Source organism: Bacteroidia bacterium, from assembly GCA_041391665.1.
Lineage (GTDB): Bacteria > Bacteroidota > Bacteroidia > J057 > J057 > JAGQVA01.
Map to the genome: position 1 here is coordinate 1,084,139 of JAWKNO010000003.1, position 14,505 is coordinate 1,098,643.

Annotated in this window: 13 protein-coding genes; all 13 read left to right on the forward strand. The window is 37.7% G+C overall.

The annotated features are described in order from the left end of the window. The first annotated feature begins 263 nt into the window (after window positions 1–263). Window positions 264–1,127 carry a chromate resistance protein gene (locus tag R3D00_27175; GenBank protein ID MEZ4776886.1) on the forward strand — a complete coding sequence of 288 codons (864 nt, stop codon included), beginning with the start codon at window positions 264–266 and terminating at the stop codon, window positions 1,125–1,127. Window positions 1,128–1,186: 59 nt separating this feature from the next. Further along, entirely contained in the window at window positions 1,187–1,645 is a 459-nt protein-coding gene (locus R3D00_27180) for a chromate resistance protein (protein ID MEZ4776887.1), read from the forward strand. 47 nt (window positions 1,646–1,692) lie between these two features. Next, a complete protein-coding gene (locus tag R3D00_27185) occupies window positions 1,693–2,187 on the forward strand; it encodes a PepSY-like domain-containing protein (protein MEZ4776888.1) in 495 nt (164 codons plus the stop codon). Between the two features lie 89 nt (window positions 2,188–2,276). Continuing rightward, window positions 2,277–3,644, forward strand: coding sequence for a TolC family protein (locus R3D00_27190; protein ID MEZ4776889.1), 1,368 nt, complete (start codon window positions 2,277–2,279; stop codon window positions 3,642–3,644). A gap of 1 nt (window position 3,645) precedes the next feature. Further along, a complete protein-coding gene (locus R3D00_27195) occupies window positions 3,646–6,789 on the forward strand; it encodes an efflux RND transporter permease subunit (protein ID MEZ4776890.1) in 3,144 nt (1,047 codons plus the stop codon). Between the two features lie 12 nt (window positions 6,790–6,801). Continuing rightward, complete coding sequence (locus tag R3D00_27200) at window positions 6,802–7,890, forward strand: efflux RND transporter periplasmic adaptor subunit (protein MEZ4776891.1); 1,089 nt, start codon at window positions 6,802–6,804, stop codon at window positions 7,888–7,890. 147 nt (window positions 7,891–8,037) lie between these two features. Continuing rightward, window positions 8,038–8,529 (forward strand): hypothetical protein, encoded by a 492-nt coding sequence (locus R3D00_27205; GenBank protein MEZ4776892.1) that lies wholly within the window; start codon window positions 8,038–8,040, stop codon window positions 8,527–8,529. A gap of 2 nt (window positions 8,530–8,531) precedes the next feature. Then, window positions 8,532–8,939 carry a transposase family protein gene (locus R3D00_27210; protein MEZ4776893.1) on the forward strand — a complete coding sequence of 136 codons (408 nt, stop codon included), beginning with the start codon at window positions 8,532–8,534 and terminating at the stop codon, window positions 8,937–8,939. Between the two features lie 390 nt (window positions 8,940–9,329). Further along, window positions 9,330–10,340 (forward strand): extracellular solute-binding protein, encoded by a 1,011-nt coding sequence (locus R3D00_27215; GenBank protein ID MEZ4776894.1) that lies wholly within the window; start codon window positions 9,330–9,332, stop codon window positions 10,338–10,340. A gap of 14 nt (window positions 10,341–10,354) precedes the next feature. Continuing rightward, a complete protein-coding gene (locus R3D00_27220) occupies window positions 10,355–11,347 on the forward strand; it encodes a cytochrome D1 domain-containing protein (GenBank protein MEZ4776895.1) in 993 nt (330 codons plus the stop codon). Between the two features lie 3 nt (window positions 11,348–11,350). Then, window positions 11,351–12,916: an iron ABC transporter permease gene (locus R3D00_27225; GenBank protein ID MEZ4776896.1), complete on the forward strand. Its 1,566-nt coding sequence runs from the start codon at window positions 11,351–11,353 to the stop codon at window positions 12,914–12,916. Beyond that, window positions 12,898–13,626, forward strand: a complete 729-nt coding sequence (locus R3D00_27230) for an ABC transporter ATP-binding protein (GenBank protein ID MEZ4776897.1) — start codon at window positions 12,898–12,900, stop codon at window positions 13,624–13,626. Before R3D00_27225 ends, R3D00_27230 begins: the two co-directional genes overlap by 19 nt. Window positions 13,627–13,647: 21 nt before the next feature. Beyond that, entirely contained in the window at window positions 13,648–14,334 is a 687-nt protein-coding gene (locus R3D00_27235) for a family 16 glycoside hydrolase (protein ID MEZ4776898.1), read from the forward strand. The last annotated feature ends 171 nt before the right edge of the window (window positions 14,335–14,505 follow it).

Here is a 14,505-nt window from a genome sequence, read left to right on the forward strand (position 1 = left end):
CGAACAGCCAGCCCGCAAAGCCAACGCACGGCGGCACGGCAGCAAGCCAACCGTTAGCGGTCATTGTAAAAGACGACAAGACAACTATAAAGCGACAGACAGAAAATGAAAAAAGCCAACGCTTCGACAAAATCAAAAGAGGTGCAACCCCGCCCACAAGCCGACACGCGGCTGCACCACATTTGCTTTTGCCCCATCGCACAAAGACCGTTCTTCGTAGCAAATCATTTCATAAAAGTCTACCTTTGAAAAAAAAATAAAACATGAAATGGATAACAAGAGAACGACCAAAGATTGACCGCATTGCTTGTCCGTGGCTAATTAAAAGATTTATTGATAAAAATGCCGAAATAATTTATGTTCCCTTCAACGAAGTAATCACCAAAGCCAGTGAACTTAAAGCAACCCCGTTTGATGTGCCTGATGTAGAGTTCACACATTACAATGACCATTGCACATTTGATTACTTCATTAAGAAATATAAAATTACAGACCCCGCACTTCATACAGTCGCAATTATTGTTCGAGGTGCTGATACTGATAGGCACGACATTGCAAATCAGTCAAGCGGGTTATGGGCAATATCCGCAGGACTTTCTCAAAATATAAAAGACGATCATCAATTATTGGAAAAAGGTTTTATTATTTATGATGCCTTATACACTTGGGCAAAATATTTACAAAATGAAATCCACACGCAAAGCCCATTTGAAAATTTATTGTTAGATGTTTTCAATAAATTTTTAAAAGAGAAAGCAGGAACAAAAAAGAAAACGCCTTCATGGGCAAAAGAGTTGAAAGAAATCCTACAAGACCAGATTGACACGAACCTTGCGCTAAGCTTAAAAGAAATTTCAAAAAACCTTGATGTCAATCCCTCCTACCTGTCAAGAGAATTTTCCAAATATTTTGAAGACCTTTCTTATGGTGAATACATTCGCAAATTGCGAATTGAAAAAGCCATCCAGTTAATTCATTCTCCAAAGTATTCACTCACCGAAATTGCTTACCTCACAGGTTTTTCAGACCAAAGCCATTTCACACGCATCTTCAAAAAACACACAGGTAAAAATCCTTCAGTTTTCAGAAAAAATATTCTGAAAAGTAAACCACATACAAAAAGTTAATTCCGTTCTATTTTTTCAAAAACGATCTCATCAAATTTGTATTCGCAAATTTATCAAGCATGAAATGGATAACAAGAGAACGACCAAAGATTGACCGCATCGCTTGCCCGTGGTTAATCAAAAACTTTGTGGACAAAGAAGCAGAGTTTATTTATGTTCCAACTGAACAGGTGCTGACGAAAGCAAAAGAACTGGATGCAATTCCTTTTGACATTCCTAAAGTTGAGTATTCACACGAAGGAGAGTTTTGCACCTTTGACACCATCATCAAGAAACACAATCTCACCGACCCTGCATTACATCAACTTGCAGTTATTGTCCGTGGTGCAGACACAGACCGTTTTGATTTAGCAAAACAAGCCGCGGGACTTTGGGCAATATCCGCAGGACTTTCTCACAACATAAAAGACGACCACGAAATGCTGAAAGTGGGAATGAAAATTTATGATGCGCTTTACAGTTGGGCTAAATATGTTTCTGATGAACGCCACACATGGAATCCAAATCTTAAAGTATAATGAGCAACAAAAAAATAAAATTATTAATTTACTAAAAGCAAAATAAAATGAAATATATTATTTCTTTGATGGGTTTCTTGATGATACTTGGTTTCTCCTCAGCACAGCAAAAAACAATCAAGCAGAGTAAAGTGCCACAAAATGTTCAGGATGCTTTAAAAACAAAATTTCCTGATGCAACAAAAAACAAATGGACGATTGAAAATAATTCATATACCGCAAAGTGTAAACAGGGAAAGAAAAAACTTTATGCTGCTTTCAGTGCAGACGGAAAATGGTTGAAAACGACCGTTATCATTCAGTGGAAAGAAGTTCCTGAAGTAGTAAAAACAGCTTACAATATAAGCACCAATAAAAATGCTAATGAAAAATGGAAGACAGAAAAGGTTACACAAATTGATTCTTCTGATGGAACGACAATATATGTTGTGGAAATGGATAATGAATGGTTTATTCCCTCTGATTCAGATGCGCCAAATGAAACATGCGAAATTTATATTTCTTCGACAGGAAAAATAATTAAGACAATTAGAAAGGGATGACCTGTAATTGTGATAAAGCCTGACGAATCATTGGGTAAAATATAAAGTTTTAATCGGCAAAATTGAGGACAAAAAATAATTTTTAACAAGTGACAGATATTAAAATCACAAAGCCGTTTATCACATTGCTTGTTCTCCTTGTGACAACAAGCAATTTTCTTTTTGCACAGCAAACAGGGTTATTGACTATCCAGGATGCCACACAGTTTGTAGCGAAAAACTATCCTGCATTAAAAGCAAAACAAGCTGACTTCAATGCAGCCGAAAAAAATATTTCTCTTGCTAAAATTTCACTTGTTCCTTCGTTGGATGCTTCGTATCAATTCAACTATTCAACTTACAACAACATCACGGGTTTGTTTTTTCCGCAGGGAATTTTACCAATCAGTGGTCCGCCTTCGGCAACAAATAATTATTCGGGAACTGTTGGAAGTGCAGGAAGTTTATACATGAATTGGCAGCCCATCACTTTCGGACTTCGGACAGCACAAATAAAATTAGCCAATGCAGATGCTTCCAATAAAAATTACGATTTGCAAAATGAAATTTTCAAACAGCAACTAAATCTTATCAGTGTTTACTTGGATGCACTTGTTACCGATGAAGTAGTAAAAGTGTATCAGGAAAATTTACAGCGGACAAATTTTAATTTCTCATTATCAAAATCTTTGACAGTTTCAGGTTTGCGACCCGGAGTTGACACTGCACTTTTCGCTGCTGAAAAAGCAAAAGCAGAAATTGATTTGATGAATGTTCAGAAACAATTTTCTGTTCAGCAAATTATTCTATCACAGCAGTTAGGTTCTGACAGCGTGAAAATTTCAATGGACACAACCTATTTTCATCATCTTCCAAAAGCATTTGACAACACTGCAAAAATTTCATCTCATCCTTTTTACAATCTTTATCTAAGTCAGGTTGAATATCAAAAAGCAAAAGAGAAAACTATCAAGTTAGATGTTCTTCCAAAATTAAATTTGTGGGGAATAACTTATGCCAGAGGTTCGGGTGCAGGTTCAAATACACCGACTGATGGCTTTACTTTCAGTCGTTACAACTACGGTGCAGGTGTGCAACTCACAATGCCACTACTCCATTTTGCCGATGTGAGATTAAAATATAAGCAACAACAATTCCTAACGCAATCGTTTGAAGAAAAATTAAATCAAGTTGATTTGGATTTAAGAAAGCAACAGGAAATTTCTGACACCACTTATGCAAACGCAATCAGAATAATCAGCAAAACAGAAATTCAACTTTCCGCTTCGCAATATGCTTACAATGCAATGAAAGGAAGATACGAAGCGGGGCTTGCAAATTACGCTGACTTTATTCAGGCACAATATAATCTTGTAAAAAGTCAGACAGACTTGAAAAAAGCATATTGGGATGTTTGGAAAGCGTTGTTGAATGAAGCCGCAACAAAAGGTGATTTGAATATTTTTCTAAAAAACTAAAATGCTGAAACTAATAACATCCGCTTTACGCAAACCCGTTACCATCATAGTTATTTTGTTGGGCATTGTGTTTTTTTCTGTAATGGCAATTCGTAAATTACCGATAGATATTTTACCAAAATTAGGAACACCGACAATTTATGTTGCCCAAACTTATGGAGGACTTTCTCCTTCGCAGATGGAAGGCTTTATAACATCCTATTACGAATATCATTTTCTTTACATCACAGGAATAAAAAATGTAGAAAGTAAAACTATTCAAGGTTTAACTTTAATCAAATTACAATTTCACGAAGGCACAGACATGGCAGCAGCAATGGCAGAAGTAGATGCCTACGCAACCCGTTCCCGTTCCTTTATGCCACCCGGAACTTTGCCGCCTTTTATTATGCGTTACGATGCAGGTTCAGTTCCAGTCGGGCAATTAGTTTTCAGCAGCACAACCCATCCGCTAAATGAAATTCAGGATTTGGCTTTGTTCAAAGTGCGACCATTGTTTGCAGCACTTCCCGGAGTTTCAGCACCACCACCTTTCGGAGGCAATCAGCGTTCGGTAATTATTAAGGCAGACCCTGACCGTTTGAAAAGTTACAGCATTACACCCGATGAATTAGTAACTGCAATTGCAAAAAACAATTCTATTTCACCTGCGGGAAATGTGCGTGTTGGCGATTACACAATGATAAGTCCGAGTAATTCTGTTGTTGACAATATTCAGGAGTTAGGAGATATTCCTCTGAAAGTTGGAAGCGGAACTTCTGTTTATGTCAGAGATGTTGCGACAGTTCAAAACGGTGCAGATGTAACAACGGGCTATGCTTTAATAAATGGAAAGCGTTCCGTTTATATTCCTGTTACAAAAAGAGCCGATGCTTCAACTTGGGATGTAGTTCAAAATATTAAAAAAGCATTGCCCGATTTGCAAGCCGCAATTCCTGACGACATAAAAGTTTCTTACGAGTTTGACCAAAGCGGTTATGTAATTAATTCTCTTACGAGTTTAATCTTAGAGGGCTTGCTTGGTGCGTTGCTCACAGGTTTAATGGTTTTACTTTTTCTGCGTGACTGGCGTTCTGCATTAGTAGTTGTAATCACTATTCCGCTTGCTTTGCTTTCAGCAGTCGTTTGTCTTTACCTAATGGGGCAAACAATTAATGTAATGACTTTGGGAGGACTTGCACTTTCAATTGGCATTTTGGTTGATGAGGCGACTGTTACAATCGAAAATATTCACAGTCATTTAGAATCTGGTAAACCAAAAGCAAGAGCCATTATAGATGCTTCAAAAGAAATATCATTGGCTAAGTTGCTAATTTTACTGAGCATTTTGGCTGTGTTTGTTCCTTCTTTTTTTATGAGTGGTGCACCAAGAGCAATGTTTTTACCGCTGTCGCTTGCAGTTGGTTTTTCATTGATTGCATCTTTTTTACTCTCACAAACTTTCGTTCCCGTTTTTGCAAACTATATTTTATCCGACAAAAAACATTCAGCCGTTAATGATTGGTTTCAGAAAGTAAGAACACGGTTTGAAAATTTCTCCAATCGTTTTTCACGATATAATAAATATGTAGTCCTCACTTATTTTATTCCTGCATTACTCATTATTTTTCTTGCGTATCATTTTATCGGAACAGAAATATTTCCCAAAGTGGATGCAGGACAATTTCAAGTAAGAGTGAGTATGCCTGCGGGAACACGAATAGAAAGAACAGAAGATGCAACGAAGAAAACACTTTCAATAATTGATTCGTTGGCAGGAAAAGGAAATGTAGAAATCACTTCTGCATTCGTTGGATTACAACCGCCAACCTATGCAATCAATCCGATTTATTTATGGACAAGCGGACCGCAGGAAGCAGTGATAAAAGTTAATCTGAATAAAAATTCAGGAATCAGCATTGAAAAATTCAAAGAAAAATTAAGAGAAAATTGTAAGCAACAAATTCCTTCTCTTAAACTTTCATTTGAGCCAGCCGACCTTGTTGACCAAGTGATGAGCCAAGGTTCTAACACTCCGATTGAAGTGGTGATACAGGGAAAAAATCTTTCGCAGAGCCGTGATTATGCAGAGCAAATCAAAAAACAATTGGAAGGAATTTCTTATTTGCGAGATGTGCAGATAACACAGCAGTTAGATTACCCGACACTGCAAATAAATTATGACCGTGTGCGGACAGGACAAATGGGTTTGACTGTTGACGAAGCAAATAAATCATTGGTTGTAGGAACTTATTCAAGTCGTTTAACGCAACCCGTTTATTGGTTGGACAAAACAACAGGAACTTCTTATCAGGTGCAGGTAGAATATCCTCAATTCAAAATGAACAGTGCCGACCAGATTGAGCAAATTCCTGTTTCAACAAAAAATGGAAATGAAATTTTTCTTCGTGACATTGCCGACTGGAAAAAAATTACAACACCCGGAGAATATGACCGAATCAATCAGCAGCGTTATCTAACTGTTACTGCAAATCTCAATCACAAAGATTTAGGTTCGGCAATAAAAGATGTAGATGAAAAAATAAAAAACATTGGTGAGTTGCCGACAGGAATAAAAATTTATCAGCGTGGACAATCCGATTTACTAACTCAAACTTTGTTTGAACTTTCAACAGGTTTGTTGTTAGCCATCATAGTAATTTTTCTTTTGCTTGCAGCAAATTTTCAATCGTTCAAATTATCACTCAAAGTTCTTTCAGTAGTGCCTGCTGTAATTGCTGGTTCATGGTTACTTTTATTGTTGTGCGGAAAATCATTAAACATTCAATCGTTCATGGGAAGCATCATGGCAATTGGTGTTGCCGTATCAAACGCAATTCTTTTAGTGAGCAACGCAGAACAATTACGAAAACAAAATGCCGAGCATCCTAACTTCGGATTGGTTGCAGCTAAAAGCAGGTTGCGACCAATCTTAATGACAACTTTTGCAATGATAGCGGGAATGATTCCAATGGCAATCGGCTTAGGAGAAGGAGGAGAACAAACTTCACCTTTAGGAATTGCAGTAATCGGAGGACTTATACTTTCAACAACCACCTCTTTATTTATCGTTCCCGGAATTTATCACAGCATCATCGGAACAAAAAAATATAAGAGTGGTTCGCTTGACCCTGACGATGCTGAAAGCAAATATTTTAATTCATAAAATAATACACGAATGAAAAAATTAAAAATAATAATTGCAGTTGCCACATTTTTTTGTGCAGCATGTTCAAATAAAAATTCGGACAAGAATGATGCTGCAAATAATTCCGCACCAATAAATGTGAAAGCATTTATTCTGAAATCCGATTCCATAAAAAAACAAATTTCATTGCCCGGTGAAATTCTTCCTTACGAGAAAGTTCAAATCCGTTCCAAAGTTTCAGGTTATGTTGGGAAGATAAATGTGGACATTGGTTCGGAAGTAAAAAAAGGACAAGTGCTTGTAATCATTGAAGCACCCGAAATAAAATCAAAATCAATTGAAGCATTAGGAAAAAAGAACAGTGCCGAATCAAAATTTTTATCAAGCAAAGATTCTTATGAACGCTTACTAAAAGCATCTGCAATCAAAGGAGCAATTTCTGAAAATGATTTGCAAGTAGCGAAAAATAAATTCATGGCTGACAGTTCCGAATTTCAGGCAGCACTTTCTGCATATCAATCTTACAAGGAAATGGAAAGTTACTTGACCATCACTGCACCCTTCAACGGAACAATTACAAAAAGAAATGCTGATGAAGGTGCATACATTGGCAATCCCACCGACAAACCTATTTTAGAAATGGAAAATGATAACACACTTCGCTTGCGTGTTGCAGTTCCCGAAGCATTGGTAGGAATAAAATTGTTAGACAATAAAGTTCAGTTCACCACAAGAGGAATTCCCGACAAAAAATTCACAGCAACTTTAAGTCGCAAAGCAGGAAGCATTGATGTAGCCACCCGTAGCGAAGTTTGGGAATTTGAAGTGAACAACGAAAACAAAATTATTAAGTCAGGAATGTTTGCCGATGTAAAATTGACGGTGGTTAGAGAAGGAAAATCTTTAGTAGTTCCATTTTCAGCCGTGCTCACAACACTTGAAAAGAAAGTAGTGATAAGAATTTCCAACGGCAAAACAGAATGGATAGACATTTCACAAGGAATAAATCTCCCCGACAAAACAGAAATTTTCGGCAACATAAACCTTGGCGACACCCTTGTATTAAAAGCAAACGAAGAACTGAAAACTGACACAAAAGTGATTGCGAAATTTGAATAAAGCAGTTGACTTAATTATGTTAACTATTTCAATCATCAGATTAATCCTACAATTTTTATCGTGAAATATTTTCCATGCCTTATATTAGACTTGTTCTGGTGTAAGTAATTGATAGTCAAAAGTAGTAGCTTGTAGAAAAAAGAGAAAATGGGTATATCATATACGTCGATACGAAGTGAACGGCAATGGCGATCGAGCACAGGTCTGACCGAAGAGCAATTTAAAAAATTGGTGAGATTATTTGGGGAAGCCTACGAAGAAATGTTTGGAGAGTCCTTGACAAGACGTCAGGAAAACCAGGCTTCGCCCTCGACGTTTCAGACGTATGAATCGTTGCTATTTTTTGGACTGTTTAGCATCAAAAGTGGGTTAAGCTATGACCTTCTGGGCTTGAGTTTTGACCTGGCGCCCTCGAATGCGCATGCAACGCAGGGGATGTGTTTAACGGTTCTACAGGCCGCGCTGGCGCGAGGGGGCTATCTGCCGCGGCGGGAATATGCCACCGAAGAAGACTTTATGGAACACTGGAAAACGGAATCCGATATCATCATCGATGCAACCGAGCAACGGATCCAACGCCCTGTGAATCAACAGGATCAGAAAGATTTATACAGTGGAAAAAAAAGACCCATACCCTGAAAATGATGATTTTTGCCAACGCAGATAAATGCATCCGTTACCTCAGTTATGCCTATCAGGGCACTTGTCATGACTTTACGATTTTGAAAATGGAGTTGCAGCCGGAAAAGGGGGGATGGTTGGATCACCAGACGGTCCACGTTGATTTGGGCTATCAGGGAATCGAGAAAATCTATCGCATGGGACAACTGCAAATCCCGGAGAAGAAAAAGAAGAAAACAGCTTTGAGCGAAGAGCAGAAAAAGTGCAATCGGGAGAAAAGTTCTTTTCGGGTAAAGGTGGAAAATTCCATCGCCGGAATGAAACGATTTCGCTTTATGAGTGATCGTATCCGGACAAAAAATATCTGTTTTTACAATAAAGTCGCCGGAATTTCCGCCGGTTTATGGAACTTTAACCTAACTAATTGAGTATCAAACCAGAACAAGTCTATTAAATACATTTTCTGTTTCGTTGGGAATTAACATTAATAAACATCTTAACTTCACAGAGCAATTGGAGTTAAACAACATCAGCAAAAATTCAGTTAACGACAACATTCAATTATTCGTTAGCACGGTTACTTATGCTTTCACAACTAAGATTGATGTTTCATTATTGGCTCAATACAATTCGGAAGCAGACCAACTGCTAACAAATTTCCGTGTGCATTGGATTCCGAAAATCGGAACTGATTTTTATTTCGTGTGGAATAACGGTTACGACCCAGTGAAGCAGGCGGATTTTCTAAAACCAACTATAAACAACGGGGCAGCAAAATTGATTTGGAGATTTACATTTTAAAAAAATAAAAAGCAACTATGACAAAAATCATTTCAACTAAATTTCTTCTGATTCTAGTTTCGGTTGCGATTGTTTCCTGCAACCAAAACAAAAACGAAGTAGTGGTTTACACCAGCATTGACCAAATATTCAGCGAACCTGTTCTGAAAGCGTTTGAAAAGAAAACGGGTATCAAAGTGAAATCCATTTTTGATACGGAAGAAACTAAATCAACAGGTGTAATCAATCGTTTGATTGTTGAAAAAAATAATCCGCAGTGCGATGTGTTTTGGAGTGGCGACCCCATGCGTGCCGATGTGCTGAAACAAAAAGGAATTACTGAAACTTATAATTCTCCCGCTTCATCGGGCATCAATCCCGTTTTCATTGACAAAGATTTTAACTGGATTGGTTTTTCATCCCGTGCAAGAGTGCTGTTGGTGAACACTGATTTGGTGAAAGACGAAGACATTCCAAAATCAATTCTTGATTTAACGAATGAAAAATACAAAGGGAAAGTAGCTATTGCCAATCCTTTATTCGGCACAACATCTTTTCACATTGCCGCTTTGTATGTTGAATTGGGTGATGAAAAAGCAAAACAGTTTATGGAAGATTTGAAAAAGAATGATGTGGTGATTGCTTCCAGCAATGGTGATGTAAAAAAGAAAGTTGCCACTGGCGAAGTTGCAATGGGCTTGGCTGATACCGATGACGGCAACGAAGCCATCAAAGAAGGTTCGCCTGTGAAAATGATTTTCCTTGACCAGAACGGATTTGGAAATCTCATTGTGCCGAACACCGTTTCGTTGATAAATAATTCTCCGAACAATGAGAATGGAAAAAAGCTGATTGACTTTTTATTATCAGCAGAAGCGGAAAAAATTCTTGCCGAAAGCTGCGCTCAAATGCCTTTGCATAAAAATGTTTCTGTTCCTGCAACCGTTCCATCTCTTGATAATATTATTCCGATGAAAGTGGACTACGGAACAGTGGCGCAAAAATCAGAACAGATAAAAGAGTATCTCAAACAATGGACAAATAAATAATTTAAAAAATAAAAATGAAAAAGCAAATCGTCTTACTAACCGCAGTCGTCATAACAATTATGCTCACTGCATTTTCCGCATACGCACAAACTAACCGTGCCTACATCACAAATTTTAATGACTCAACTATTTCAGTCATTGATTTAAACAAACTTGAAAAGATTGCGGATATAGTAACAGGAAAAAATCCGCATGGGGTGGATGTTTCACCTGATGGAAAATGGGTTGCCGTGAGCAATGAAGGAAACAACACCGTTGCAATCATTGATGCTGCCACAAACAAAGTATTCAAAATAATTTCTGTCGGCAATCATCCGCATCAATTAGCATTCAGCATGGATGGTAAAAAACTTTTTGCGACAATCAATGCAGATGGCGCACTAAGCATCATCAATACAAATGATTGGAAAGTTGATACAACAATTTCAGTTGGAAGAAACCCACACATTGTTTTGCCTTCGCCTGACGGCAAACTTGCTTACATCACACTTGAAGGCGATGAAAAAGTTGTGATAATGGATATTGCCACATTAAAACTCACAGGTGAAATTCCTGTTTTTGGTTTTCCCCGAATACCTGATATTACCAATGACGGAAAAAAACTTTTCCTGTCGCTTCGCTGGCTGAACGGTGCTTTAATTATTGATGCAGAAAAAAAACAAATTGTAAGTTGGATTCAACTTCCGCAAACCGAAAAATTTCCTGCCGATGGAAAAGCATCACACGGAATAGCTTTATCGGCTGACGGCTCGCTGCTTTATATCACAAGCCAGATACGAAACAGCGTTAGCATCATCAATACACAAACACAACTTTTGGTAAAGGAAATTACAGTTGGAACAGACCCGAACTGGATTGATTTTACCAATGATGGAAAATACGGAGTAGTTAGTAACACAGGCACTAATAATATTTCCATAATTGATTTGAAAAAAAATGAAGTGGTGAAAACCATTCCTGTTGGAGTTGCTCCTAAGCGTTTGAAAGTTGCTATGATTAAAAACTGACCAGTGAAAAATATAAAATCGAAATACTTTCTTTGGCTTGCTGCAATAGTTTTTTCAGCAGCAGTTGTATTGCCGTTGCTTTTTTTAATCTTCAGTTCGCTTTTCACTGATGGAAAATTCACCACGGAAAATTTCACAGGAATATTTCAGGCAAGCGTTCTGAAAAGTATTTTGAACAGTGTAATCATTGCTGCATCGGTGAGTGTTTTATCCGTTACGATTGGCTGTGGTTTCGCATTTCTTATTGCCAAAACAAATCTTCCGTTCAAAAATATTTTGATGCTTCTTTTGTTATTGCCCTTATTACTGCCTCCCTACATCAGCACCGTTGCATGGACGGATGTGTGGCTCTACATCGGCATCCCTGAAAATTTCATCAACAGTTTGCCTGCCGTTATTTTTATTCTCATTACCATTTATATTCCACTCGCAGCATTTATTATTTCGGGAAGTTTACAAAACATCACCGCATCCATTGAAGAAGCCGGAGAAATGCTCATGGATTATAAAACTGTTTTCCTGAAAATTATTTTACCGCTTATCCGCCCTGCGTTGTTTTCATCATTCATCCTCATTTTTATTTTATCGGTTTCAGAATTTGCCGTGCCGTCTTATTTATCCATAAATGTTTTCACCACTGAAATCTTTACGCAGTTCACTGCTTTCTACAATTATTCATCAGCCATTGCACACTCATTGGTGCTGACAGCAATTTGCTTGTTGTTTGTCATTCCCGAAAAATATTATTTGGCTAAAGGCACATTTATTTCATTTGGCAAAAAATCATTCAGCCATAAAATAATTTCACTTCGCCACTCTGAGAAATGGTTGCTGTTTTGTGTTGTTTATATTTTGTGCTTTGTTCTGCTTCCAATACTTATGCTCGTTTGGCAAACGGTAAGCGGTAACAAAATTTCTTTCATGGGAATTATTCACTTGCTTCTGCCTGCACTCAAAGACAGTTTGCTTTTATCAACAGCAGGTGCATTACTCATTACTTTATTTGGATTCGCATTTGCAACCATCAGCGTAAAGCATAAAATAAAAACCAGCGATTATCTTTTGCTCATTGTGTTTGCCGTTCCCGCCATCGCAACAGGAATTGCCCTCACTAAATTTTACAACACACCTTCATTAAATTTTATTTACGGCTCATCGCTGATTGTTCTCATTGCATTTACCGCAAGATTTCTTTTTATTTCACAAAATATTATCGCTAACAGTTTAATGCAAATTCCATCTTCTTTTGAGGAAGCGGCTTTGATGTTGGGAGCAAGTCCGCTTTATACATTTCGCAAAATCATTTTTCCTTTGCTTGCCGAAGCATTGTTCACTTCATTTTTTTTCATGCTCATCTTCTGCATTGGCGAACTCACAACAGTTATCATGGTTTACCCACCGGGCATTTCATTATTGCCTGTCAGGATTTTTACACTCATGGCAAATGCACCGCAAAGCACTGTTAGCGGAATGTGTTTGATGGCACTGTTATTTTCATTGTTGCTTATCGCAATAATGTTAGGAGGTAAAAAAGTCTTATTCAATCAACGATGGAAAACAAGAAACTGATAACATTTGATAATTGCTCAAAACAGTTTGGCAATAAAATAGTTTTGGATAACATTTCCTTTTCAGTAAATGGAAACAGTTCTTTCATTTCTATTCTTGGGAAAACGGGCAGCGGAAAAACAACACTCATTCGTTTACTTGCGGGATTGGAAAAACTAAGCAGCGGAGAAATTTTTATCAGCGGAGAAAAAGTAAGCAGTGATGAACGCATCATCATTTCACCGCATCAGCGCAACATCGGATTTATTTTTCAAGACCTTGCATTGTTTCCGCACTTCACTGTATTTGAAAATGTTGCTTTCGGACTGCGATTAAAAAAAGTGAATGGCTACAAAAAAATTGTTGAAGATGAATTAAAACAATTCAATCTTGATTCATTGCAGAAAAACTATCCAAATCAAATATCAGGCGGACAACAGCAGTTGGTTGCACTTGCAAGAAGTTTGGTGCTGAATCCGAAAATTCTTTTACTGGATGAACCGCTTTCAAGTCTTGATGTAAAATTGAAAACACAAATCAGAAATCTTTTGAAGCAAATCGTAACAGAAAAAAACATCACTGTCATTTACATTACCCACGACCATAAAGAAGCAATGGAAATGAGCAATGAAATTATGTTGCTCAATAATGGAAAGATAGATTTTTTCGGAACTCCCGAAGCCATGCTGAAATCAAATGATACCTTTGTAAAAGAATTTATTGAATTGTAAACAACATAAACAAAAAGCAAAATGAAACTACAAATCATCCCCGCAATTGCACTCATCACTTTGATTGCCTGCGGAAATGCTTCTTCGCCTGACGGCAAAAAAACATCAACACCTTTAACTGCTGAATCTCTAAGCACAAACGACACTACCATCAATTTTGAAAATGATGCGGTGGGAAATGTTCCAACAGGTTTTACTCAAACCGCAACAGGAAAAACACAAACGCTGAACTGGAAAATCGTAAACGACAATGGGAATAAGGTCGTGGCACAGATGGCAAAAAACGAAGGCGATTATTTCAACCTTTTGGTTTTAGATAAGCCCGCCTACAAAAAATTTACCATGTCGGTAAAAATAAAATCCATTGCCGGTGACGAAGACCAAGGCGGAGGTTTAGTTTGGCGTTACATTGACAACAACAATTATTACATAGCCCGTTGCAACCCGCTTGAAAATAATTTTCGTTTTTACAGAGTGGTGGACGGAAACCGCAAGCAACTGAAAACATCTGATTGCAGCATCAAGTCAGGCGAATGGTTCACCATGACCATTGAAATGTATGACAACAAAGTTTTCTGTTCCCTTAACGGAAACACATTGATAGAAACTACCGATGACACTTACAAAAACGAAGGCAGAATCGGGCTATGGACAAAGGCAGATGCACAAACTTACTTTGATGACTTGACTATTTCACCAATCAAATAATGACAACGCATTTGCAAGCACATTTTTTTTTGCAACCACACAAGCTCGACAAAAAAATAAAAAGAGCTTGCAAGCCAACGCACCAAGACACTGAACTATGGACAGACACGACACGACCCAAAAAAACAACGAACCGCTAACAGCGGCTTGGCAAAAGTGGCGGTGCAGTGC